Origin of the sequence: Vibrio sp. MOR3, assembly GCF_001557775.1 — a bacterium.
GTDB classification, from domain to species: Bacteria; Pseudomonadota; Gammaproteobacteria; order Enterobacterales; family Vibrionaceae; genus Vibrio; species Vibrio jasicida.
This window is the reverse complement of sequence record NZ_LNRD01000015.1, coordinates 36,702-61,665: the sequence shown is the minus strand read 5'-3', so window position 1 is coordinate 61,665 and position 24,964 is coordinate 36,702. Positions and strand designations below refer to the sequence as shown.

The window sequence follows — 24,964 nt, the reverse complement described above, 5'->3', positions numbered from 1 at the left end:
GAAAGTGCATTTAACATTATGTTAACTATTGGCGGAGTTAGGGCAATTTACAAATAAATGCTGAATTTTTGTTCAAGAAAGAGATAGGAAAGAAAAAGGGAGGAGGGAACAAAAAGCCCCCGCCAAAGGCGAGGGCTTTATCGATTCTTGTGTGGCTCGATTACTTGATGCCAGCGAAATCGCGTAGGATAGCTGCTTTATCTGTAGCTTCCCATGGGAACTCTTCGCGACCGAAGTGACCGTATGCTGCTGTCTGCTTGTAGATAGGTTGAAGCAGGTTAAGCATTTCTTGTAGGCCGTATGGACGTAGGTCGAAGTTTTGACGAACCGCTTCAATGATAATGTCGTGTGATACTTTCTCAGTACCGAACGTTTCAACCATGATAGACGTTGGATCAGCAACACCGATAGCGTATGAAAGTTGGATTTCACAACGGTCAGCCATGCCAGCTGCTACGATGTTTTTCGCTACGTAACGTGCCGCGTAAGCTGCTGAGCGGTCTACTTTCGATGGATCTTTACCTGAGAATGCACCACCACCGTGACGAGCTGCACCGCCGTAAGTATCTACGATGATTTTACGACCAGTTAGACCACAGTCACCCATTGGACCACCGATAACGAAACGACCGGTTGGGTTGATGAAGAAGTTAGTGTCTTTAGTGATCCACTCTGAAGGCAATACTGGCTTGATGATCTCTTCCATTACTGCTTCACGTAGGTCTGGTGTTGTTACTGAATCACAGTGCTGAGTCGAAAGAACAACCGCATCAATACCAACAATCTTACCTTGGTCGTATTGGAACGTTACTTGAGATTTCGCATCTGGACGAAGGAAGTCTAGTTTACCGCTCTTACGAACTTCAGCTTGCTTCTTAACAAGTAGGTGAGAGTAAGTAATTGGAGCTGGCATTAGGATTTCAGTTTCGTTTGTTGCGTAACCGAACATGATGCCTTGGTCGCCGGCGCCTTGCTCTTTAGGGTCTGCTTTATCAACACCTTGGTTGATGTCTGGAGACTGCTTACCGATGGTGTTTAGAACCGCACACGAGTTCGCGTCGAAGCCCATATCAGAGTGAACGTAACCAATTTCACGAACAGTTTCACGAGTGATTTCTTCAATATCAACCCATGCTGACGTTGTTACTTCGCCGCCAACCATAACCATGCCGGTTTTAACGTAAGTCTCACAAGCAACACGCGCTTTTGGGTCTTGCTCAAGAATTGCATCAAGAACTGCGTCAGAGATTTGGTCTGCGATTTTATCTGGATGACCTTCTGATACCGACTCAGAAGTGAACAGGTGCTTAGCCATGATAGCTCCAATCTTAAGGTTTACTCATGGCTAACTAACGCAAGCTTGCCACGAAAAATACAATACAGTTTGTAGGTGTTTCTACATCTAGACGTCTATTTTAAATTGCCGTGTTCGAATTACAAGTTCTTTTTCCAATCCAATTCATCTGACTTATTACCCAATCGTTTGCTTGAAGGATGATGAATTTATAGAAAAATGCAGACAATCAGCGAAAAGATTGAGTTAAAACCTCAAAAATGGTGAGTAAAACGTTTGCAGTCAGAATTTGGCTCTGAGAGAATATTGCGGCGCTTTTATCCCTTCTTAGTAAGATAAAAGCGCCCACATTCCTTTATCAATTCGCTTAATGCACTCAGGAGCAGACATGTCTTCTCGTAAACATCTGGCAAATGCAATCCGCGCTCTTAGCATGGATGGTGTTCAACAAGCTAACTCTGGCCACCCAGGCGCACCTATGGGTATGGCTGATATCGCTGAAGTTCTTTGGCGTTCTCACCTAAACCACAACCCAGCTAACCCAGAGTGGGCAGACCGCGACCGTTTCGTGCTGTCTAACGGCCACGGCTCTATGCTTATTTACTCTCTACTGCACCTGAGCGGTTACGAGCTGTCTATCGACGATCTTAAAAACTTCCGTCAGCTTCACTCTAAGACTCCTGGTCACCCAGAGTACGGCTACGCACCAGGTATCGAAACAACGACTGGTCCTCTAGGTCAAGGCATCACCAACGCGGTTGGTATGGCAATGGCTGAGAAAGCGCTAGCGGCACAGTTCAATAAAGAAGGTCACGACATCGTTGACCACTTTACTTACGTGTTCATGGGCGATGGCTGTCTAATGGAAGGTATCTCGCACGAGGCTTGTTCTCTTGCTGGTACACTAGGCCTTGGCAAACTGATCGCATTCTGGGATGACAACGGCATTTCTATCGACGGTCACGTAGAAGGTTGGTTCTCTGATGACACTCCTAAGCGTTTTGAATCTTACGGTTGGCACGTTATCCCTGCTGTAGATGGTCACGATTCTGAAGCGATCAATGCTGCTATTGAAGCGGCAAAAGCAGACCCTCGTCCTACGTTGATCTGTACTAAAACCATCATCGGTTTTGGTTCTCCAAACAAATCAGGTTCACACGACTGTCACGGTGCGCCACTAGGTGCAGACGAAATCGCAGCAGCACGTGAGTTCCTAGGTTGGGAACACCCAGCATTTGAAATTCCAGCAGACGTATACGCTGAGTGGGATGCAAAACCAGCAGGTTCTGAGAAAGAAGCAGCTTGGAATGCGAAGTTTGAAGCATACGCAGCGGCTTACCCAGCAGAAGCGGCAGAGCTTAAACGTCGTTTAAACGGCGAACTTCCTGCAGAGTGGGAAGAAAAAGCGAGCCAAATTATTGCGGATCTTCAATCTAATCCAGCGAACATTGCATCACGTAAAGCATCTCAAAATGCTCTAGAAGCGTTTGGTCAAATGCTTCCAGAATTCATGGGCGGCTCTGCTGACCTAGCGCCTTCTAACCTAACCATGTGGTCAGGTTCTAAGTCTCTAGAAGCGAACGACTTCTCTGGTAACTACATCCACTACGGTGTACGTGAATTCGGTATGACTGCGATCATGAACGGTATCGCTCTACACGGTGGTTTCGTTCCTTACGGCGCAACATTCCTAATGTTTATGGAATACGCTCGTAACGCTATGCGTATGGCTGCTCTGATGAAAGTTCAGAACATCCAAGTTTACACGCACGACTCTATCGGCCTTGGCGAAGATGGCCCAACTCACCAACCGGTTGAGCAAATGGCTTCACTACGTCTGACTCCAAACATGAGTACATGGCGTCCATGTGACCAAGTTGAATCTGCAGTAGCATGGAAACTGGCGATTGAGCGTAAAGATGCGCCAACTGCACTTATCTTCTCTCGTCAAAACCTAGCGCAACAAGATCGTGATGCTGCGCAAGTTGCGAACATCGCAAAAGGTGCTTACATCCTGAAAGACAGCGATGGTAAGCCTGAGCTAATCCTAATCGCGACAGGTTCTGAAGTTGAGCTAGTAGTGAAAGCTGCTGAGCAACTAACGGCTGAAGGTAAGAAAGTACGCGTTGTTTCAATGCCATCAACAGATGCATTCGACAAGCAAGACGCTGCTTACCGTGAATCTGTACTACCATCAGACGTAACGGCACGTATCGCGGTAGAAGCGGGCATTGCTGACTTCTGGTACAAGTACGTTGGTTTCGACGGCCGCATCATAGGTATGACAACCTTCGGTGAGTCTGCGCCGGCTGACCAGCTGTTTGAAATGTTTGGTTTCACTGTAGAAAACGTAGTGAACACAGCACAAGAATTGCTAGCGTAATTTCACGTTATAAATGAAAAACCGAGCGTTAATGCTCGGTTTTTTTGTGCCTATTCAAATTCTTTTCCCCAGTTGTCTCTCTCCTTGTGCCCACATTCCTTACAAGTGACATAGCGATCCATATCGTAATAGTGACCGCCATTTAGCAAGGTATGAGCCCAAAGTTTTAACGTTCCAAGAATCGATTTATCCGTATCATAACGACTTGGCTTGCGGACCAGCACTTCAGAGTGTGGTGTTTCTTTATTGCATCGCTGACAAAAGTGAGCAGCGGGAAAACCTGACATACGCATTTCCTTTTGATGATCAAACAAGGAGTTAAAGTGCTAAGTGAAATACGCGAGGTCAGAAATGAATATATTGGCAATGTGAATGTATCGTGAAGTGAAAAGATAGTTTACCGCGAGTGAGATCACTTACTTAATGCGTTCTGCCTTCGTATCAGGTACTATCTGTGACACGAATTTTTGGTGAGGCGAGGGAGAAATGCTAAAGGTTGCGATCAATGGATTTGGACGTATCGGTCGTAATGTACTGCGGGCAGTATATGAGAGCGGTAAACATCAACAAATTAAGGTTGTCGCTGTCAATGAGCTTGCACAACCGGAAGCAATGGCCCATCTTCTGCAATATGACACTAGTCATGGCCGCTTCGGAAAGAAAATCTCTCACGATCAAGAGCATCTTTATGTTCATCATGACAGTGGTGAATATGACCCCATTCGAATCCTTCACCTCGCTGAAATCGACCTGTTGCCATGGCGCGATCTAGAGGTCGATATTGTCTTAGACTGCACTGGCGTATTTGGCTCACAAGCGGATGGTTTAGCTCATATTGAAGCAGGTGCAGAGAAAGTCCTGTTTTCTCACCCTGGTGCAAATGACCTCGACAACACCATCATTTATGGCGTGAACCATGAAACGCTAAAAGGCGAGCATCGCATTGTTTCTAATGGCTCGTGTACGACGAATTGTATCGTTCCTATCATTAAAGTCTTAGATGAAGCCTTTGGCATTGAGTCGGGCACCATTACTACTATCCATTCATCAATGAACGATCAGCAGGTGATTGACGCTTATCATAATGATTTACGTCGTACTCGTGCTGCCAGCCAATCCATCATTCCTGTCGATACTAAGTTGCATAAGGGAATTGAAAGAATCTTCCCGAAATTTTCCAACAAATTCGAAGCCATTTCGGTTCGAGTTCCGACAGTTAACGTCACCGCGATGGATTTAAGTGTCACAATTAGTACAAATGTGAAAGTTAATGACGTAAATCAAACCATTGTTAACGCATCTCAGTGTACATTACGTAACATTGTTGACTATACTGAATCGCCGCTCGTTTCCATCGACTTTAACCATGATCCCCACAGTGCCATTGTGGATGGAACTCAGACTCGAGTGAGCAACGGGCAACTCGTAAAAATGCTTGTTTGGTGCGATAACGAATGGGGCTTTGCTAACCGGATGCTGGATACCGCTTTAGCAATGCAAGCTTCTTCACAAGTGGAGCCTTAATGGTGAGGAAGCGATGGAGAAATTTTTTATTTTAAGCCTTGAAATAAATCTGACGTATCTCCATATCAATAACCAGTTTGAAGAATTAACGGGCTTGGCAGGATTGCCGAGTTTTTAAAAACTTTAATTATTTAATATTTGAGAGGACACATCATGTCTGTAATCAAGATGACTGACCTGGATCTTGCAGGTAAACGTGTATTTATCCGTGCTGACCTAAACGTGCCAGTAAAAGACGGTAAAGTAACTTCTGATGCACGTATCATCGCATCTCTTCCAACTATCAAGCACTGTCTAGAAGCAGGCGCTAAAGTAATGGTTACTTCTCACCTAGGTCGCCCAACTGAAGGTGAATACGCTGAAGAGTTCTCTCTACAACCAGTAGTTAACTACCTAAACGACGCACTAGATTGCGAAGTTAAACTAGCGAAAGATTACCTAAACGGTCTAGAACTAAACGCTGGTGAGCTAGTTGTTCTTGAAAACGTTCGCTTTAACAAAGGCGAGAAGAAAAACGAAGAAGAACTGTCTAAGCAATACGCTGCTCTATGTGACATCTTCGTAATGGACGCATTCGGTACCGCTCACCGTGCACAAGCATCTACTCACGGTGTAGGCATGCACGCAGACGTAGCATGTGCGGGTCCTCTACTAGCTAACGAACTAGAAGCACTAGGTAAAGCAATGGACAAGCCTGCTCGTCCAATGGTTGCTATCGTAGGTGGTTCAAAAGTTTCTACTAAGCTAACGGTTCTTGAGTCTCTATCTAAAATCGCTGACCAACTAGTTGTTGGTGGTGGTATTGCTAACACATTCATCGCAGCTGCTGGCCACAACGTTGGTAAGTCTCTATACGAAGCAGACCTAGTTGAAACAGCTAAGAAGCTAATGGACGAGTGTGCAATTCCAGTAGCAACTGACGTTGCATGTGCGAAAGCATTCGACGAGAACGCAGAAGCTGAAATCAAGCACGTTTCTGAAGTACAAGACGACGACATGATCTTCGACCTTGGTCCAGATTCAACTGCTGAACTAGCAGAAATTTTGAAGAACGCTAAGACTATCCTATGGAACGGTCCAGTAGGCGTATTCGAATTCAAGAACTTTGAAGCAGGTACTAAAGGTATCTCCGACGCTATCGCATCTTCTGAAGGCTTCTCTGTTGCAGGTGGTGGTGACACGCTAGCGGCTATCGACAAGTTCGGTATCAAAGCTGACGTATCTTACATCTCTACTGGCGGCGGCGCTTTCCTTGAGTTCGTAGAAGGTAAAGTTCTTCCAGCAGTTGAAATGCTAGAAGCACGCGCTAAGTAATATTCAGTAAAGCGGGAGTCCTCTCCCGCTTTCTTGTTTGCTGCAACGCGAGAGGAACTCTGCTAAAATAGCCTCAGTTGTGAGCAAACGTTTGCAAGATTTTCAATTTAACAAGTTTTGTTTATAAAACGACAGATAAATAGGATTACATCCATGTCTAAGATCTTCGACTTCGTAAAACCAGGTGTTATCTCTGGCGATGACGTTCAGAAAGTATTTGAAGTAGCAAAAGAGAACAAATTTGCTCTTCCAGCAGTTAACGTTGTTAACACTGACTCAATCAACGGTGTTCTAGAAGCTGCAGCGAAAGTTAAAGCTCCTGTTGTTGTTCAGTTCTCAAACGGCGGTGCTGGTTTCTTCGCTGGTAAAGGCGTGAAACTTGAAGGTCAAGGTGCACAAATCCTTGGCGCTGTAGCAGGTGCAAAATACGTACACGCAGTTGCTGAATCTTACGGCGTTCCAGTAATCCTTCACACTGACCATGCTGCTAAGAAATTGCTTCCATGGATCGACGGTCTGCTAGACGCTGGTGAAGAGTTCTTCGCTCAAACTGGTAAACCACTATTCTCTTCTCACATGATCGACCTTTCTGAAGAGTCTCTAGAAGAGAACATCGAAATCTCTGGCAAATACCTAGCTCGCATGGCGAAAATGGGTATGACTCTAGAGATCGAACTAGGTTGTACTGGTGGTGAAGAAGACGGCGTTGATAACTCTCACATGGACGCATCAGAGCTTTACACTTCTCCAGAAGACGTTGCTTACGCATACGAGAAACTAAACGCTATTAGCCCACGTTTCACTATTGCAGCATCTTTCGGTAACGTACACGGTGTTTACCAAGCAGGTAACGTTGTACTAACTCCAACTATCCTACGTGACTCTCAAGCATACTGTGCAGAGAAGTTCGGTATTGCACCAAACGCTCTAAACTTCGTGTTCCACGGTGGTTCAGGTTCATCTGAAGCTGAAATCCAAGAGTCTATCGGCTACGGTGTTATCAAAATGAACATCGATACTGATACACAGTGGGCAACTTGGGATGGTATCCGTACTTACTCTGCAGAAAACTTTGATTACCTGCAAGGTCAAATCGGTAACCCAACTGGCGAATCTGCGCCAAACAAGAAGTACTACGATCCACGCGTATGGCTGCGTGCTGGTCAAGCTTCAATGGTAGCTCGTCTAGAGAAAGCATTCTCTGACCTAAACGCAATCGACGTACTATAATTCGTCTTATTTGAGTTTCTAAAAACCCGCTCTCCGAGCGGGTTTTTTTATGTCTAATCAATGAGACAGCGACCATTCTCTTTCTTTTAGCAATTGATAACTCAATCAACTGCTATATGATCACCGCACTTCATATCCCTTCAGTTTTGGCGCAAATTTCGAAACCCAGCGCATTTCCGCACCAAGTGGCATAAAAGCAATTAAAAAGTGTGGCGAAATGTAAATCCATTGCGTACTCTGTAACATGCCAATATCGGAAAATTCTGATAAAGCTTTGTTTTGTAGGTCTTTGCGAAATTCTGACTTTGCAAAATTTCAGTTTTGAGATATTGTGCCAAAAATCTGACACTGTTCAGGAAAACAATAGGGATGTTGTTGTGAATAAGAACCTATAAAAAACAAGGTTCATAAGTTAACGGCAATTAGATTTTTATATCTTTATTTTGAGGATACGAATTATGGCAGGTGAATCGATGGGTATCGATACCTCTTTAACGGATGGTTTGAGCAAAGCGGAAACGTGGCTAAATAACAACTCAGATCTTCTTATTCAGTACGGTGTAAACATCATTTCTGCACTGCTGATCCTATTTATCGGTAACATTATCGTTAAAGCGGTAGCAAACAGCGTTTCAAAAGTGCTTGAAAAGAAACAAATGGACAAAGCGGTTGTTGAGTTTGTCAACGGTCTAGTTCGTTACCTTCTATTTGTTATTGTATTGATTGCGGCACTAGGTCGTGTAGGTGTTCAAACTGCATCTGTAGTTGCGGTAATTGGTGCGGCTGGTCTTGCTGTTGGTCTTGCTCTACAAGGCTCACTATCTAACTTTGCTGCTGGCGTGCTAATCGTTGCATTCCGTCCATTTAAGTCTGGTGACTATGTGGAAATCGGTGGTGTAGCTGGTAGTGTTGAAGCAATTCAAATCTTCCAAACTGTACTAAAGACACCTGACAACAAAATGGTTGTTGTGCCGAACTCATCAGTTATCGGCGGCGCAATCACTAACTACTCTCGCCACGCTACGCGTCGTGTAGACCTAGTTATCGGTGTTTCTTACAGCGCTGATCTTAAGCAAACTAAGCAAGTTATCCGTGACGTGCTAGAAAAAGATGAGCGTATCCTGAAAGATCCTGCAATCCAAATCGGTGTCCTAGCACTAGCAGACTCTTCAGTGAACTTCGTGGTTCGTCCATGGTGTAAAACGTCTGATTACTGGGATGTTTACTTCGATTCAACTCAAGCAATCAAAGAAGCGTTGGACGAAGCAGGCATCGAAATTCCATTCCCACAAATGGATGTTCATTTGAACAAAGTAGAAGCTTAATCCCTTCGATTGAGAACATGAAAAAGCGAGGCAATGGCCTCGCTTTTTTTATATCCGGATTTTCTAAAGTTCTAACAGAGTGTTACTGCCAGCGAGGAGCAGACGTTTAAGTTCGCTACCTGCAAAGCCAAAGGTTAATTCGGGTAAACCTGGCGTATAAAGCAACTCATCATGCTGGTAGAGTGCCGTGTCGACGATAATGGTGACATGCTCAGGTAAGCCAATAGGACAAACTGCGCCAGGTACACAACCTAGCTGCTCAATCATTTCATCGTCGCTGCAAATAGAAGGCCTTTTACCAGTCATAATTTTGATTTGTTTGGAGTCTAAACGAGAGTCTTTGTCAGTCAGGTATACTGCGTAACCTTGTCCTTTTAGCTTGAGAAAAAGGCTCTTAGTATGAGTGCCAGTCCAGCCGAGTTGTGCGGCAACTTTGACATCGGTTTCGAAGTCGAGAATGGCTTCATGTTGCCACTCTCGAAAGGGGATGGAGAGCGCGTTGAATCGCTCTCGATTGATTTGATGGATTTTTTCCAGTGACTCCATGTCGTGTTTCTTTCCTATTTATCTTTACCAGTATTTGGTGACTAACTCATTCGCAAGTACAAAAGCGATAGTAAACATCATAGTAGCAACCGCAATATCGATGCCTTTTTTCACTTTTGGTTTTGAGAGCGTTGGCCCCAATTTTGCCGCACCTAATGAGAGCGTGTAGAACCATACAAAGGAAGCCATGATGGTGCCCATAGCGAATGCGATGCGATCATTACCTTCAAACTGACCACCAATTGAACCTAAGATCACTACGGTATCTAAGTACAGGTGCGGGTTCAACACTGTGACGGCAAGTGCGCCAAGAATTACGGTGCGACGGCCTCGTGCGACGACTTCACCATTCGATTCAGAGGCGTTTGCTGCTTTGAATGCACTTTTTAGTGACAGTAAACCGTAAACACTTAAGAAGGCAATACCACCTAAAGTGACTGAGGTAAGTAGGATTTCATTTTGCGAGAGAATCGCGCCGCCACCAAAAATACCGAGCGAGATAAAAATCATATCTAGGATGCTACAGATGGTCGCAGTCGTTAGATGATGTTGACGCTTAATGCCTTGGTTAAGTACATACGCATTTTGCGCACCGATTGGAATGATCATGGTCGCACCTAAACCGAATCCTTGTAATAACACCCAAAAGCTCACAACACACCTCAACATTAGTAATAGAACAATAGAGGAGGGGAAGATAAAGCTTTTCATTAAATAAGTATAATTAATGATTTTAATATATTATTAGCGTTACTTATTTAGTGCTGTTGGCGTTTATTAGGGAGGAAAAACACGTGCGAGGATTGGATTATAAATGGATAGAAGCGTTAGATGCGGTAGTTCATCAGGGCAGTTTTGACCGAGCTGCTGAGCACCTTTTTGTTTCGCAATCAGCCATTTCCCAACGTATCAAACAGCTTGAGAAGTACCTTGCCCAACCGGTACTTATACGTGAGCAACCGCCAAAGCCAACCCCAATTGGTAAGAAGCTACTCGGGCTTTATCGTCGCGTCAGGTTGCTTGAGCATGAAATCCTTCCTGAGCTAAAAAACGACACCACAACTCGCCCCGTTCAGCTCTCACTCGCGACTAATGCCGACAGCTTAGCAACGTGGTTACTACCGGCTTTACAAGATGTGATGAAGCATCGCCAAGTTGAACTTAAGTTGACGATCTACGGAGAATCACGATCGATTGAAAAGCTCAGAAGTGGTGAGGTAGCAGGGGCTATAAGTTTAGAATCACAAGCCATACCGAGTTGTCGAGCGGATTACCTAGGTCGCATCGATTATGTTTGTGTCGCTAACCCTGAGTTCTATCAGCGCCATTTTACCGAAGGCGTGAACAATCAAACGTTAGCTAAAGCACCAGCGGTTTCCTACGATCAGTACGATGATCTGCATAAGAAGTTTTTAACGGAGCACTTCAACGTCAGACCGGATAGTGTCATCCATCACAACATTAGTAGTTCTGAAGCTTTCCTCAAAATGGCGTTAGCTGGAGTCGCTTATTGCTTGATTCCTCGACTACAGATCACCGATGAACTGGAGAAAGGGGAGCTTATCGATATTACACCTGGCTTTTTGATGTCTTATCGCATTTATTGGCATCACTGGCAGTTGGAAACTGGAGTGCTGCAAGAGATATCGCAAGCAATTGTGAGTTACGCTCAAAAACACTTACCGCAATAAGTTCCCACTTCGCTCGCGTTTTGAGTCGAAATTACCATGAAGTTACACAGTCAAAGTTGTGTTAGAAGTCGCTTAAGGTGCTTGGATAATTGCCAGAAGTTTCTATGATGAGTCTATATACACTCCTGTTCATTGCTGTTTTATCTATTTGCGAATTCAAGACAGCAACTTATCTGCCATGGCTTTCATCGAGTCTATCGCCTTGAACTCAGGCAACTGGAGTGATCTTAGTCTTTCAATACGGATGGATTTGTCGAATGAAACTGTCTTCATGTTTACTTGCTTCAGCCCTAAGCCTTACTAGTATTTCTGTGTTTGCGAATGATGTGCCGAATTTTGCCCATTTATCAACCACTGGCTACGGTGAAGTTGTCGCGACGCCAGATATGGCGGCTTTTTCTGTAAAGGTTGTTGATACGACCATGACGGCAGAACAGGCGAAGCAATCTGTCGATAATACGGTTGATGAGTTTCTTAAGAGCTTAGCTGATGCCGGTTTGTCGAAAGACAATATTACTAGCTCAAATCTGTACCTTGCTCCTCAGTACCACTATCCTAAATCGGGTAAAGCGGAACTTGTGGGTTATCGAGCTTCACGCAGTATTGATGTGACTGTGAGTGATTTGGCGAACTTGAATGAGTACTTGGATATGGCGCTAAAGGCGGGCATCAACCAAGTTGACAACATTCAGCTTAAAGTAAGCAACCAATCTGAGTACCAACAAAAAGCACGCATGGCAGCGATTAAAGATGCACAAAGCAAAGCGGCTTCTTTAGCGACAGGTTTTGATAAGAAGTTAGGTGATGTGTGGCAGATTAACTACAACCAAATGCACGCACGCCCAGTATTGATGCGCTCTGTGGCGATGGATGCAAGAGAGAGTTCAAATAGCTATCAAGATTCAACGTTGGTGATTCGTGACCAAGTGGACGTCGTATACAGGCTTAAATAGTACAGATAACATTACGATTCATAGAATGAGAAAAGGCAGGGAAGTCCCTGCCTTTTTTGTATTTGCAAGTCAGTGATCAGTGAAGGATTCGGGCACGAATGGTGCCTTCGATGCCTTTTAATTTAACTAATGCTTCTGCTGCGCGAGAGGTTTCTACGTCAATCACTACGTAGCCGATCTCAGCTGCGGTTTGTAGGTACTGGCCGGCGATGTTGATGCCGTCTTCTGCGAAAATGGTGTTGATTTGCGTCAGGATACCAGGACGGTTTTTGTGGATGTGGAGTAGACGTGAACATTCACGATGCTCTGGCAGTGATACTTCTGGGAAGTTCACGCTCGACAGTGTTGAACCATTGTCTGAGTACTTCGCCAACTTACCCGCAACTTCTACACCAATGTTTTCTTGTGCTTCTTGTGTTGAGCCACCGACGTGTGGCGTTAGGATAACGTTGTCGAACTTCTGTAGTGGAGACTCAAACGCATCGGCGTTGGTTTTTGGCTCTACAGGGAATACGTCGATAGCTGCTCCAGAAATATGGCCTGATTCTAGGCTGTGGCATAGAGCCGGAATATCAACAACAGTACCGCGCGCCGCATTGATAAAGATAGCGCCCGGCTTCATGCGCGCGAACTCTTCCTCACCCATCATGTTCTTGGTTTCTGGCGTCTCTGGTACGTGCAAAGAAACGACGTCACATTTATTTAGTAGCTCACTCATGGTGAGCACTTGTGTCGCATTACCTAGAGACAGTTTGTTTTCAATGTCGTAGTAGTAAACACGCATGCCTAGGTTTTCGGCAATGATACCTAATTGCGTACCAATGTGACCGTAACCAATAATGCCCAGACGTTTCCCGCGAGCTTCGTAAGAACTGTCTGCACTCTTTTTCCAAATGCCACGGTGCGCGAGTGCGTTCTTTTCTGGAATGCCACGAAGAAGCAACAGGATTTGACCTAGAACCAACTCTGCAACGCTGCGCGTGTTTGAGAAAGGTGCGTTGAATACAGGGATACCACGCACCGAAGCAGCGTTGAGGTCTACTTGGTTGGTACCAATACAAAAACAGCCAATCGCAACTAGCTTGTTCGCCGCATTGATCACGTCTTTCGATAGGTTTGTTCGGGAGCGGATACCGATGAAGTGTACGTCTTTTACTGCTTCAATCAGTTCTTCCTCAGAAAGGGAACCTTTGTGATATTCAATGTTGCTGTAGCCAGCTGCTTGAAGAACTTCAACTGAAGAAGGGTGGAGTCCCTCTAGCAAGAGGATCTTAATCTTTTCTTTTTCCAGTGAAACTTTGGCCATTTTTCTCGTCCTTAAAATGGAAAGGTGGGCTAATGTGGCGCACATAAAGCAAAACCATTAAAAAGGGGATAATTAACAGTTTTGTTGGAAGACAAACGTTTCCCTGTGCGTCTTCTGTTCAATAAAGTAACAAAAAATTTTTGCTTTGGGTAAGAAAATTACGGAATAAGGCATGCTTTTCTTAGAAAAAGAAAGAAAAAACGGCGCCCTAGGGCGCCGTCTGTAATGAAATAACAGAAAATTTAAGTCAACTAGTGACTTATTCTTCTATTTTTGCACCTTCTGGTGTGCCAGTGATAACCACATCTGCACCACGGTGAGCGAATAGACCCACAGTCACAACACCCGCGATGCCGTTGATCTTATCTTCCATCTCTTTCGGGTTAGTGATTTGCATGTTGTGTACGTCTAGGATCACGTTGCCGTTGTCCGTCGTTACGCCTTCACGGTATGCAGGGTCACCACCTAGTTTTACCAATTCACGAGCTACGTAAGAGCGTGCCATTGGGATAACTTCTACAGGAAGTGGGAATTGGCCCAGTACGTCAACTGCTTTTGTGCCGTCAACGATACATACGAATTTGTCTGAAATCGCTGCAACGATTTTTTCACGAGTCAATGCAGCACCGCCGCCTTTGATCATATCGCGTGTTGCATTGATTTCATCTGCACCATCAACGTAGACATCTAGCTTCACTACGTCGTTACACTCGAATACTTCAATACCAAGCTCTTTTAGGCGCTCAGTAGAAGCAATAGAGCTAGACACTGCACCTTTGATATCGTCTTTGATACTGCCTAGGGCATCGATGAAGTGATTCACGGTAGAGCCAGTACCAACACCGACAATGCTGTCTTTCTCAACATATTTAAGTGCTGCCCAACCAGCCGCTTTCTTCATTTCATCTTGAGTCATGCCAATCTCCTGAATAGATGTTCGTTAACGTTTGCGGCGTGATTATAGCGGGTAAGTTCTACTTTTCCCATTGCCAGATCTGGCTTGGAGTCACGATCTTAGGTAATGGGATGTCCCAACTCTCTGTTGGAAGGCGTTCGACATGCTGACAATCATGAGCAATGCCGATTGGCTTGGCGCCCTCGCCAGTACTAAACCAGCGTGAGAGTGTCCTGTCATAGTAGCCTCCGCCCATACCTAAGCGATGGCCGGTACTGTCAAAACCAACTAATGGTGTGCAGATCAGGTCGAGATCTCGAACGGGCTTTAGGTAGGTGATATCGAGTTTGGGTTCTAAGATTCCATACTTATTAAACACCAACTGGTCATCGTTTACGTAATGAAGGAACAACAATTGGCCTTGCGAGAATGGGTGAATCACCGGTAGGTAAATCGACTTACCTTGTTGCCATAGCCACTCAATTAACGGTTTTGTATCGAGCTCTCCGTCGGCGGAAAGATAAATGGCGATGTGATCTGAAACTTGGATTTCTGGCAACTGTGAAAACTGTTTAATTAGATCGAGCCCTGCTTGAAACTGAGTATCACTGCACAGGCTGTTACGTTTTTCACGGATGAGTTTACGGAATTCTTGTCGAGATAGGTTTGACATAGAGAGGATACCCCAGGGTGCCGTTGAGGATTGTGGCCCTTGAACCAGCTGGTTCAAGGCGGATCAGCAATGATAACCGTAGGCTTCTCGGTGCATGCCAAGCTTGCTCAATAGCTATCAAGTACTAACCCTTCGGTATTGCTTATCGGCTCAGGGACTTAAATCCAACTGACGAACACCCCAGGGTAAATTTGGTATCTACTGCTGTCCTTGCGTTACATTCTTAAGTGCGTTCTCTAGCGACGCAGTGAGCTTTTCCATTCGCTCCGTAATTTCTTGTTGCTGACCGTTTGATTCGTATGACTTGGTATGCAATTCATGACAAATATTTAATGCAGCAAAAGTCAGTAGCTGAATTTCATTGGTTACCTTAGTACGGTCTGTCATCTCTTTCAATCGACGATCGAGATCTTTAGCCGCTGTAATCAGTGACTCTTCTTGACCCGGTGGACAATTCACTCGTGTCATTTTTCCAAGGATTTCAACGTCGACCGCTTGATTGCTCATGATGAATAAACTCTATATTCGCGCTATCTAAGGTATTGCTTTGTACAACTACCGAGGAGGAAACTATAGGAAAACCGCTATTAAGATTCAAGCATTTCCCACCCTAGATAGAAAAATGGTGAAGTGATCACACAGGAATTGGACAAATTGAGTAAATGCTGTCCAAATTTGAATTTGATAGCCGTTTCAGCCGAGTAGGCTTGATGGTAGGATAGAACGATACATTATTACGCAAGAATGAGCCCAGTTATGAGTGAAATCACCCTTCCAGAATATCAATCTATTGCTGTTGAACTTAAATCCGCAAGCATTGCAGTGACGCCTGCTGAGTTACACGGGTTACTTGTCGGCATGCTAAGTGGTGGATTGGCGATTAACGATCAAACCTGGCAACCAATTTTGTTTGATTACACCAATGATGGCATGGGGTGGCCAACTACTGCACTGGCTTTTGCACAAAGCATTTTTAAAGTGACGGTAAATGAGTTGACAGGCACCTCGATGGAATTGTCTCTGTTGTTGCCTGATGAGCCAGGTGAAGAAGGCTTGTTCGCATTGGCTGATGGCCTATCTGATTTCGTTAACCATTTTATCTCAGGTTTGGGATTAGCTGGTATCGCCATGAATAAAGCGTCTGACGATGTGAAAGAGGCGTTAGCAGATCTTGAAGAGATCGCTAAGTTAGGCATTGATGAAGATGACGACCTAGGTGAGCAAGCTCAATTGCTAGAGCAAGTAATCGAACACGTCAAAGCATGCGTATTAACTATTCATGCCGAGTTTGGCGCTCGTCCTGAAAGCAACGATAGTAAACCGACGATTCACTGATCGTCGGTACCATTAATTGAATAGTTTCTAGAGGTTAGCATGAGGCAATATGACGTTGTAATTGCTGGTGGAGCCATGGCGGGAGCCACACTTGCTTTAGCGATAGATCGCTTATCGAAAGGACAACTTCGTGTTGCCGTTGTTGAGCCGTTTAAAGCGCAATCTAATGAGCACCCTGGTTTTGACTCTCGTTCCATTGCCTTATCCTACGGGACCGTCAACACCTTACGCCATTTGCAGTTGTGGGCGGCGGTTGAGCCTTTTGCAACTCCAATAGAGCACATTCATGTGTCCGATCGTTCTCATGCGGGGATGACTGAGATTACCAAGCACGAAGTTGGTGTTGAAGCGCTTGGTTACGTAGTGGAACTCGCCGATGTTGGTCGCGTCTATCAAGAGCTCTTAGATAAGAGTGAGGCGATCAGTCTGTTTTGCCCGGATTCGGTCGTGAACATCGAACGTGAGCAAGACAAAGCACACATTGAGCTGACGAGCGGTGAGAAGCTGGAAGCTAAGTTGCTCGTTGCTGCCGATGGCGCAGTATCGCAATGCTGTCAGCAAATCGGTTTAGAGTTGTCTGAGCATGATTTTGACCAAGTGGCAGTGATTGCGAATATCGTAACGCAAGAACCTCATCAAGGTCGTGCCTTTGAACGCTTTACCGAGAATGGCCCAGTCGCACTGCTGCCTATGAGTGACAACCGCATGTCTTTGGTTTGGTGTTTGCGTCCTGAAGAAGCGCAATCCGTTGTGAATTTGTCCGATGAAGAGTTCCTTGAGCGCCTGCAGAGCGACTTTGGTTGGCGTTTAGGTGAGATGCAAAAAGTCGGGCAACGTGCGAGCTATCCACTTCTTCTGCGTCATCGTAAGCAAAACATTTCACACCGCTTTGCTATTGTTGGCAATGCCGCACAAACGCTTCACCCGATTGCAGGACAAGGCTTCAATCTTGGTATTCGTGATGTGGCATCGTTAGCGGAAGAGGTTGTTAAGCAAGCTGAAGACGCGGGTCGTTACCAAGGCTTAATGCGATTTAGCCAGCGTCGTGAAGATGATCGCAGCGAAACAATTTGGCTAACCAGTTCTCTCGTGCATATTTTTTCAAATGATTTACCGGCGATGCGAATTGGGCGTAACCTCGCTCTCGCAACGATGGATAACCTTTCTACTTTTAAGCAACCGCTGCTACGCCACACGCTTGGTCTAGTGAAACGATAAACGGCAACGAATTAGGTAACAAAAGCAATGATGCAAAGTGTAGATATCGCCATCATCGGCGGTGGTATGGTTGGATTGGCGTTGGCTGCCGCTTTTAAAGACAGTGACCTACGTGTTGCTGTTATTGAAGGCTCTGTGCCGGACGATACGTTGAGTGAACTACCGGACGTTCGTGTATCAGCGCTAAGTCGCTCTAGTGAAACGATGTTGCGTAAACTCGGAGCTTGGCAAGGTATCGAGCAACGTCGTGCTTCTCCGTATTATGCAATGGAGGTATGGGAGCAAGACAGCTTTGCTAACATCGCGTTTGATGCGCAAAGCATGGCTCAGCCAGATCTTGGCCATATTGTTGAAAATCGCGTAATTCAATTGGCGTTGCTAGAGCAAGTTCAAAAGCTGGATAACGTGACGCTGTTTATGCCTGCACGTTGTGCAACGTTAGCGGTTGGTGAGCAAGAAAGCTGGCTCACGCTCGACAACGGTCAAGCCATGACTGCGAAGTTAGTGGTTGGCGCCGATGGTGCAAACTCTTGGCTGCGCAACCAAATGGATATTCCATTGACGCATTGGGATTACGGTCATAGCGCACTTGTCGCGAACGTGAAAACCGCTGATCCACACAACAGCGTTGCGCGTCAGATCTTTACACCGCAAGGTCCATTGGCTTTCCTTCCAATGTCTGATCCGCACATGTGTTCGATTGTTTGGTCTACCGAACCAAATCGTGCCGAGCAACTGCTGGCGATGAATGAGCAAGAGTTCAATAAGGCATTAACTAGCGAATTTGATGTGCGTTTAGGTTTGTGTGAAGTAGTTGGTGAACGTGCGGCGTTCCCACTTAAGATGCGTTATGCGCGTGACTTTGTGGTTGAACGCGTGGCGTTAGTTGGTGATGCAGCACATACCATTCATCCACTGGCAGGGCAGGGTGTGAACCTTGGTTTATTGGATGCTGCGAGCTTAGCGCAAGAAGTGTTGGCGCTTTGGAAGCAAGGGCAGGACATTGGCACCAAACGTAACCTACGTGGTTATGAACGTTGGCGTAAAGCGGAAGCTGCGAAGATGATTGCTGCGATGCAAGGCTTCCGTGACCTGTTCTCTGGTGAGAATCCTGCTAAAAAGCTGGTACGTGGAATTGGTTTGAGTTTAGCTAGCCAGCTACCAGGAGCAAAAGACGAGATAATGAAACGCGCATTGGGTTTGAAAGGCAATTTGCCGGAACTTGCGCGTCAATAACGAGCTTATTGCTCGACGAATAGAAGACACAAAAAAGGCTGGTTAATCCAGCCTTTCCTTTACATCGATGTTGTCGCTAAGCGTATGCGCATCTGAGCTTCATAATCTCTTGGTTAATTTCTTTAACCGCTTGAAAGTGTCGTCTTTCCGCTTTCTCTGGCAGCATTAATTTTCCATTATCAAACTCAAATTTACCGACTCCGTAAATATAAATTCTTCCTTTAAAAAGACGACTTATGTGTTTAGCAATCATACCTGGTGTATAGCGCTTAAACAGTCTCATATTTACTTTTCCTTATCTCTTACCTAGCTCAGTTATCTTACGTTTTTGGCGTAAAAATTATTGTGACAGCAATGGTATTAAGTACAGATGAGTTGTATCGCTTTAGAGATTTGTGCTGCCATAGACAAATTGACAGGGTCATATCTCAAATAGCGTGAGGATTACCTCAAAAAAACACTAGCGAAGGAACCGTTCCTTATCTCTTTCTGTTGTTACGTGGTGCATTAAGCAACTGTTTTGTTACAGAATTAAGAATAGAAGGAAAATAATTGTTTGCTAAATGTTTTTACTCAATTGATTGCATTTTTATCGTTTTGCCGGATTAAGGGCTTAATACATGGCTTTCATCGAGTTAGAGGGAAGAGGCGCAGAAAAGTTCCGTATAAAAAAAAGCCCGCTTCGGCGGGCGAATAGTCACAGATGCATTACACAAAAGTGGACGACTGACTGTGTGGCAGAGGCCAATTCAGTCAGCAGTTTCACTTTATGTTGATTAAGTCGTTGTTGAAAACTTAACCAACAAATTCAGCATATACGAGTTTATTACGCGTGACTATTTATGTTTCAAAAATGATTAAAAATTCCACTTTGTATGTTGGGAGATATGAGTGAGATCACGTAGGTGTGAGAAAGCCTGCATGTTATTACATTTTTACGAAGGTTAACGGCAGATATCGGCCAAGGTTGGTTGGCACAATTGCAGTAAATCATCGATAGATAATGCTAATCCAGCCATACGATCACCACTGCTGATAGTGATTTCTTTTTCTTCAAGCAAACTTGGGTCAAATACGATCGGCATGTAGCGTTTTAAGAGTAGTGGCGTGACAGTACCAATCTTGTATCCGGTAATCGCTTCTACGTCGGCTTGATCAACACACGTCATGCGACGGCACTGCAGTAATGCGCGCACCTTCTTTGGATCAACGCTACGATCACCTGGTGCACAAGCAAGCGCATATCGGTTTCCCATATCACGCAAAAGAATCGCTTTGACCATTTGAGAAGGGCGAATGCCGCGTTGTTGCGCAGCATCCTCAATGGTTGTTGCTGGCCTTTGATGAGGAAGAAGGCGGTACTCGATGTTTTGGTCCGCCAAAAACTGCATCAAAGGGGTATGAATGGTATTACTCATCGTCAAGGCTGTACGGCAGTGCTGCGATTTCCCATTCACATTCTGGTTGGTCAACCAAGCGCAGACGAGTGTCATCATCTAGGTTGTTTGGCAATACAATGAGACCCATCGCTTGGTTGTCGCTGAATTGGTAATGCGTGAGCAAGGCGCCTACTGAACGCCAGTTTTCACCGACACTACGTTCCAACTCGATCGCACCTTCACTTAAGGTTTCAACGGTTACACCTTTAACAATGTACATTGCACGTTTGTTGGTGCCGCGATATTTCGCGCGCGCTACAGTTTCTTGACCCGTGTAGCAGCCTTTCGTAAAGCTTATACCACCAAGCGCTTGTACGTTTAGTGCTTGTGGAATGTGTACGTTTTGCGCGTCTGCTGCCAAGTATGGCAGTGCTGCCTCAATATCGAAACGGGTCCAAAGCTCGTGGGTTGTCAGTGTTGCTTGGCTATCTTCCACTAATGATTGTGCTGCTTCTGCTGTAAGCGCAAGCAACCAGCGATTCAGAGCGACTTTGACCGCAGTGCCGCCTTCAATCGCACGCACCTCGCCAGAATCAGCATTTAGCGTTGAGATGAATGCATCTGCATTCTTACCAGCAACACCCAGTACCACGTCGCTTGACTCTTCGATGGTCACTTTCGAGAACACTGCGTACTTTTTAATTTCTTTCAGTTCCACTTCAATTGCTGATTTCGGCTGAACCATTGAGTAGCCATCGTTATGGTGGAATAGGCGGAAGACACTCCACACTTTACCTTTCGCGTCACAATGTGCTCCCAACATTGATTGGTCTTTCTCAAGAGAAACCACATCGCAGGTAACTTGACCGTGTAGGTATGACTTTTTGTCGTCCCCGACCATGGTGATCATGCCCAGGTTATCCAATAGCGAGATAGACAGCTCCGGTAGCGCGTCTTGTGTCGATAGGTTCAGTGGTGAAAAGCGAGTTTGCCATTCCATGAGTACGATGCCTTTTGAAGATATTTTTCAGCTATGTTAATTGCAGATTAGACATTTGTCAGCACTCAATATATCCACTCAATTTTAAGGTGTTTGGCTCAACTGAACGTTTGTTTATTAAATGCGATCAGGATTTGCAGTGACTTGGCTACATATTGTGACCCGCACACTAGTGGCGTAGAACATCCCTTGTTACACTCCGCACTAAGAACAAGACATCTATGAAGGAATACTGAATGTACACTGCGGAAGAAAAGGCGCGTATTAAATGGGCTTGTCGTCGTGGCATGCTTGAGCTTGACGTGGTGATTATGCCGTTTTTTGAAGAGTGCTTCGATGCACTAGGTGAGCAAGAGCAACGTGATTTTGTTTCGTTGTTAGAATGTGATGATCCAGATTTGTTTACTTGGGTCATGGGGCATGGTCGCAGCGAAAACCTTGGTCACGCTTCGATGGTTGATAAAATTGTCGCACACAACCTCAGCAAGGTTCGTTAACCTTACTGTTTCTAAATCTCTAAACGCCCAAGCGCTGCATTACTTGATTCTTTTCGGTTTAGCTTGGGCGGTTATCTTCTCTGATATTCCACTCGTCTTATCTAGTTATCTGTTACTACTGATCTATCGTTGCCATACCCAAGGTGGATTCGTCATGCCGTCAACTGTCGGGGATTGGTATTGTCATCGTGATGGAACGGTTCGAAATGACGCTCAAACTTCACTGTTATCAGGAGTCGATCTTTCCGCTTCTGTTTTCAAGGTGACGTTCAAGTTGGTATCTGGGGATAAGGTAACCGTTTGGCGAGACAGTTGTGATGATGTGTCGTATCGTCAATTGAATATGATATTGCGTCAATGGAAAATGGGAGCCGAAGCTCCCATTTGATATCGTGTCTGACTCTTTCTTACTTGGCGTCAAATTTACTTGTTTGGTGTCAGAATCGTCGGTCCGCTATTCTCTTGTTGGTTTGGATAATCCAAGGTGTAGTGTAGACCGCGGCTTTCTTTACGTTGCATCGCACAGCGTACCATCAGTTCAGCTACTTGAAGTAGGTTACGCAGTTCTAGCAAGTTGTTTGAAACACGGAAGTGACTGTAGTACTCATGCGTTTCTTGCTGAAGCATTTGAATACGGCGTAGTGCGCGCTCTAAACGTTTGTCCGTGCGAACAATGCCCATGTAATCCCACATAAACAAGCGAAGCTCATGCCAGTTATGCTGGATGATAACCTCTTCATCACTGTTGGTGACTTGGCTTTCATCCCAACAAGGTACTCGGGGGGCTAATTCGACCTTCGTGTGGTGCTTTAGGATATCTTTGGCGGCTGCCCATGCGTAGACCACACACTCAAGAAGTGAGTTTGAAGCCATGCGGTTTGCACCGTGTAGACCGGTGTAACTGACTTCGCCAATGGCATATAGATTCTTCAAGTCCGTATTGCCGTTTTGATCGACCATCACGCCACCACACGTGTAGTGTGCGGCTGGAACAATTGGGATCGGTTCTTTGGTCATATCGATGCCAAGATCCATCAAACGAGAATAGATGGTTGGGAAGTGCTTGGTAATGAATTCCGCAGGTTTGTGGCTGATGTCTAAATACATGCAGTCTGCACCTAGGCGCTTCATTTCAAAGTCGATGGCACGTGCGACGACATCACGCGGCGCAAGCTCTTTACGCTCATCAAAATCCGGCATAAAGCGTGAGCCATCAGGGCGTCGCAGATAGGCACCTTCACCACGCAAGGCTTCTGTGAGTAGGAAGTTACGTGCTTCTGGGTGGAACAGGCAAGTAGGGTGGAATTGGTTGAATTCCATATTTGCTACACGGCAGCCTGCTCGCCAAGCAATCGCAATACCGTCACCAGAGGAAACGTCAGGGTTTGACGTATATTGGTAAACTTTGGAAGCGCCACCAGTCGCAAGAACAACAAATTTAGCGCGAACGGTTTCTACCTGTTCTTCATTTCGGTTCCAAATATAAGCGCCAATGATCTTGTTTTTGTCGCCGCCGACTTTATCTTCAGTGATTAAATCCAGAGCATTGTGACGTTCAAGAACATGAATGTTTGGGTGGCTATGGGCGTTGTCTTGCAGTGAGGTTTGCATCGCCATACCTGTTGCATCCGCAGCATGCAAAATTCGGCGTCGACTATGACCACCTTCGCGAGTTAAGTGGTAACGAGGTTCTTCATCAGAGTCATCGTCCTCACGGTCAAACGGTACACCACCATCAATCAACCATTGCACGCATTCTTTTGAATTCTCAGCGATAAACTTAACCGTTTCTTCATCGCAAATGCCATCACCAGCAATTTGTGTGTCTTCAACGTGAGACTCGATGGTGTCAGATTCATCGAAGACCGCAGCGATACCACCTTGCGCGTAAAACGTCGCGCCTTCGCTGCGCGGGCCTTTACTCAACACCATCACTTTACAGTGGTTTGCTACGCGCAAAGCTAACGACAAGCCCGCGGCGCCACTCCCTACCACTAACACATCACATTCATGTTCACGATTCGTGTTCATATAACTTTTACAATCCCAAGCTAAGGTAACAAGGCTACCTTGTGTATATTTTGCACACCATGTGCATCCATTAACGCGACATCCGTCGCTAAGGGCTAAGTTGGGAGGTATCTAAATCACCGCAACTCTGGTGACTTGTGCCACTCTTATTTTTGCATGTCGATGACATGCTCATGCTTCCTGAGTTTTATTTTAAACGCGTTGTTCAGATAGCCATTAGCCGTGCCAACAAAAAGTAATAGTTTGTCAATGCCATTGCTTTTCTAGGCTCTACCCAGCACAATCTGGGACAGAGATCATCCATTATACCCATTTCCCCATCACTATGCTCGCTTGTCAAAACGAGACGTAATTCAGACGTGGCGAGGGATTTGGCTAGTGACATCACACTGTGAAAAAACAATGACAAAAAATTTGAGAAACCATGGAACTTTCTCATTCACGTCGGAGTCACAATAGTGCTCAAGTAAGCAGTGGTGTCAATACTACGTTTTGCATAATTAGTACCCATATCTGAGAAGAGTAGGGGCATAACAAATAGGAGTATCCGCTCGAATGAACGAGCAGCTGACCGATCAAGTATTGATTGAGCGAGTTCAGAATGGAGATAAGCAAGCATTCAACCTGCTGGTAACGAAGTATCAGAACAAGGTATGTAATCTTATTTCCAGATACGTAAGTAATCCTGGCGATGTTCCAGATGTAGCACAAGAAGCGTTTATCAAGGCTTACCGAGCTATCCCTAGCTTTCGCGGGGAGAGTGCGTTTTACACTTGGCTGTATCGCATTGCAGTGAATACTGCGAAGAATCATATCGTTGCTCAGGGTCGTAGACCGCCTGCGACGGACGTTGATGCTGAAGATGCTGAATTTTACGAAACAGGTAATGCATTGAAAGAAATTTCGAACCCTGAGAACTTAACGTTGTCCAAAGAATTGCAACGGGTAGTGTTCAGCGCAATCGAAGCCTTACCTGAAGATTTAAAAACGGCAATGACTCTGCGTGAGCTTGATGGCTTAAGCTATGAGGAAATTGCTGAAGTAATGGATTGCCCGGTGGGAACGGTACGATCACGTATCTTCCGTGCTCGTGAGGCGGTGGAAAAGAAAATCAAACCTCTTTTACAGCGCTAG

At 45.3% G+C, this 24,964-nt stretch carries 25 protein-coding genes and 1 other RNA gene; 13 read left to right on the top strand and 13 right to left on the bottom strand.

All coding sequences use genetic code 11. The features are described 5' to 3' along the window. Positions 1-160: 160 nt before the first annotated feature. The gene (metK, locus tag ATB76_RS22195; RefSeq protein WP_038868143.1) at positions 161-1,315 is read right to left on the bottom strand and encodes a methionine adenosyltransferase; all 1,155 of its coding nucleotides are present in this window, start codon (positions 1,313-1,315) and stop codon (positions 161-163) included. Positions 1,316-1,682: 367 nt separating this feature from the next. Here metK and tkt point away from each other — a divergent pair, with 367 nt between their 5' ends. Next, entirely contained in the window at positions 1,683-3,677 is a 1,995-nt protein-coding gene (tkt, locus tag ATB76_RS22190; RefSeq protein WP_038881148.1) for a transketolase, read from the top strand. Positions 3,678-3,727: 50 nt separating this feature from the next. On the opposite strand, the gene ATB76_RS22185 is transcribed toward tkt, so the two are convergent. Beyond that, the gene (locus ATB76_RS22185; protein ID WP_042602349.1) at positions 3,728-3,964 is read right to left on the bottom strand and encodes a hypothetical protein; all 237 of its coding nucleotides are present in this window, start codon (positions 3,962-3,964) and stop codon (positions 3,728-3,730) included. Positions 3,965-4,163: 199 nt separating this feature from the next. Between ATB76_RS22185 and epd the strand changes: the two genes are divergently transcribed. The 4 genes from epd (at position 4,164) to mscS (ending at position 9,070) form a co-directional block, all read left to right on the top strand. After that, positions 4,164-5,201: an erythrose-4-phosphate dehydrogenase gene (gene epd, locus ATB76_RS22180; protein WP_038870338.1), complete on the top strand. Its 1,038-nt coding sequence runs from the start codon at positions 4,164-4,166 to the stop codon at positions 5,199-5,201. 153 nt (positions 5,202-5,354) lie between these two features. Continuing rightward, the gene (locus ATB76_RS22175) at positions 5,355-6,515 is read left to right on the top strand and encodes a phosphoglycerate kinase (protein ID WP_038870336.1); all 1,161 of its coding nucleotides are present in this window, start codon (positions 5,355-5,357) and stop codon (positions 6,513-6,515) included. 153 nt (positions 6,516-6,668) lie between these two features. Then, complete coding sequence (gene fbaA, locus ATB76_RS22170; protein ID WP_038870335.1) at positions 6,669-7,745, top strand: class II fructose-bisphosphate aldolase; 1,077 nt, start codon at positions 6,669-6,671, stop codon at positions 7,743-7,745. A gap of 458 nt (positions 7,746-8,203) precedes the next feature. Further along, positions 8,204-9,070, top strand: coding sequence for a small-conductance mechanosensitive channel MscS (mscS, locus tag ATB76_RS22165; protein ID WP_038870334.1), 867 nt, complete (start codon positions 8,204-8,206; stop codon positions 9,068-9,070). Positions 9,071-9,133: 63 nt separating this feature from the next. Here mscS and ATB76_RS22160 read toward each other — a convergent pair whose 3' ends face one another. After that, complete coding sequence (locus tag ATB76_RS22160; protein WP_038870332.1) at positions 9,134-9,616, bottom strand: YbaK/EbsC family protein; 483 nt, start codon at positions 9,614-9,616, stop codon at positions 9,134-9,136. A 24-nt stretch (positions 9,617-9,640) separates the two neighbouring features. Then, the gene (locus ATB76_RS22155) at positions 9,641-10,270 is read right to left on the bottom strand and encodes a LysE/ArgO family amino acid transporter (RefSeq protein ID WP_039976408.1); all 630 of its coding nucleotides are present in this window, start codon (positions 10,268-10,270) and stop codon (positions 9,641-9,643) included. A gap of 140 nt (positions 10,271-10,410) precedes the next feature. Here ATB76_RS22155 and ATB76_RS22150 point away from each other — a divergent pair, with 140 nt between their 5' ends. Together ATB76_RS22150 and ATB76_RS22145 are read left to right on the top strand one after the other, a co-directional pair. Further along, positions 10,411-11,307, top strand: coding sequence for a LysR family transcriptional regulator ArgP (locus ATB76_RS22150; protein ID WP_042602350.1), 897 nt, complete (start codon positions 10,411-10,413; stop codon positions 11,305-11,307). Between the two features lie 257 nt (positions 11,308-11,564). Beyond that, entirely contained in the window at positions 11,565-12,260 is a 696-nt protein-coding gene (locus ATB76_RS22145) for an oxidative stress defense protein (protein ID WP_038870326.1), read from the top strand. Positions 12,261-12,336: 76 nt separating this feature from the next. Here the strand turns inward: ATB76_RS22145 and serA are convergent, their stop codons facing one another. From serA to zapA, 5 genes are all read right to left on the bottom strand, one after another. Beyond that, complete coding sequence (gene serA, locus ATB76_RS22140) at positions 12,337-13,566, bottom strand: phosphoglycerate dehydrogenase (RefSeq protein WP_038870325.1); 1,230 nt, start codon at positions 13,564-13,566, stop codon at positions 12,337-12,339. Between the two features lie 259 nt (positions 13,567-13,825). Next, complete coding sequence (gene rpiA / locus ATB76_RS22135; protein WP_038881162.1) at positions 13,826-14,482, bottom strand: ribose-5-phosphate isomerase RpiA; 657 nt, start codon at positions 14,480-14,482, stop codon at positions 13,826-13,828. A 58-nt stretch (positions 14,483-14,540) separates the two neighbouring features. Continuing rightward, entirely contained in the window at positions 14,541-15,134 is a 594-nt protein-coding gene (locus ATB76_RS22130; RefSeq protein ID WP_042602352.1) for a 5-formyltetrahydrofolate cyclo-ligase, read from the bottom strand. Between the two features lie 5 nt (positions 15,135-15,139). After that, a non-coding RNA gene (gene ssrS, locus ATB76_RS22125) (6S RNA) lies at positions 15,140-15,324 on the bottom strand. An 8-nt stretch (positions 15,325-15,332) separates the two neighbouring features. Beyond that, positions 15,333-15,641: a cell division protein ZapA gene (gene zapA / locus ATB76_RS22120; RefSeq protein ID WP_038870320.1), complete on the bottom strand. Its 309-nt coding sequence runs from the start codon at positions 15,639-15,641 to the stop codon at positions 15,333-15,335. 249 nt (positions 15,642-15,890) lie between these two features. On the opposite strand from zapA, the gene ATB76_RS22115 reads away from it, so the two are divergent. The 3 genes from ATB76_RS22115 to ATB76_RS22105 are packed head-to-tail and all read left to right on the top strand — an operon-like array spanning position 15,891 to position 18,923. Then, positions 15,891-16,469, top strand: a complete 579-nt coding sequence (locus ATB76_RS22115) for a YecA family protein (protein WP_038870319.1) — start codon at positions 15,891-15,893, stop codon at positions 16,467-16,469. 39 nt (positions 16,470-16,508) lie between these two features. After that, positions 16,509-17,687, top strand: a complete 1,179-nt coding sequence (gene ubiH / locus ATB76_RS22110) for a 2-octaprenyl-6-methoxyphenyl hydroxylase (RefSeq protein ID WP_038881167.1) — start codon at positions 16,509-16,511, stop codon at positions 17,685-17,687. 27 nt (positions 17,688-17,714) lie between these two features. Beyond that, entirely contained in the window at positions 17,715-18,923 is a 1,209-nt protein-coding gene (locus ATB76_RS22105; RefSeq protein WP_042602353.1) for an FAD-dependent 2-octaprenylphenol hydroxylase, read from the top strand. Positions 18,924-18,999: 76 nt separating this feature from the next. Here the strand turns inward: ATB76_RS22105 and ATB76_RS22100 are convergent, their stop codons facing one another. From ATB76_RS22100 to ygfZ, 3 genes are all read right to left on the bottom strand, one after another. Then, a complete protein-coding gene (locus ATB76_RS22100) occupies positions 19,000-19,206 on the bottom strand; it encodes a DUF1107 domain-containing protein (protein WP_038881174.1) in 207 nt (68 codons plus the stop codon). Between the two features lie 661 nt (positions 19,207-19,867). Continuing rightward, the gene (locus tag ATB76_RS22095) at positions 19,868-20,341 is read right to left on the bottom strand and encodes a YbaK/EbsC family protein (protein ID WP_042602354.1); all 474 of its coding nucleotides are present in this window, start codon (positions 20,339-20,341) and stop codon (positions 19,868-19,870) included. Beyond that, positions 20,334-21,302: a tRNA-modifying protein YgfZ gene (gene ygfZ, locus ATB76_RS22090; RefSeq protein WP_042602355.1), complete on the bottom strand. Its 969-nt coding sequence runs from the start codon at positions 21,300-21,302 to the stop codon at positions 20,334-20,336. Before ygfZ ends, ATB76_RS22095 begins: the two co-directional genes overlap by 8 nt. 236 nt (positions 21,303-21,538) lie before the next feature. On the opposite strand from ygfZ, the gene ATB76_RS22085 reads away from it, so the two are divergent. Beyond that, the gene (locus ATB76_RS22085; protein WP_038870312.1) at positions 21,539-21,799 is read left to right on the top strand and encodes a succinate dehydrogenase assembly factor 2; all 261 of its coding nucleotides are present in this window, start codon (positions 21,539-21,541) and stop codon (positions 21,797-21,799) included. A gap of 154 nt (positions 21,800-21,953) precedes the next feature. Continuing rightward, a complete protein-coding gene (locus tag ATB76_RS28905; protein ID WP_042602356.1) occupies positions 21,954-22,187 on the top strand; it encodes a hypothetical protein in 234 nt (77 codons plus the stop codon). 35 nt (positions 22,188-22,222) lie between these two features. Here ATB76_RS28905 and nadB read toward each other — a convergent pair whose 3' ends face one another. Continuing rightward, positions 22,223-23,830 carry an L-aspartate oxidase gene (gene nadB, locus ATB76_RS22075; protein WP_042602357.1) on the bottom strand — a complete coding sequence of 536 codons (1,608 nt, stop codon included), beginning with the start codon at positions 23,828-23,830 and terminating at the stop codon, positions 22,223-22,225. Between the two features lie 555 nt (positions 23,831-24,385). On the opposite strand from nadB, the gene rpoE reads away from it, so the two are divergent. Beyond that, a complete protein-coding gene (gene rpoE, locus ATB76_RS22070; protein ID WP_005436461.1) occupies positions 24,386-24,964 on the top strand; it encodes an RNA polymerase sigma factor RpoE in 579 nt (192 codons plus the stop codon).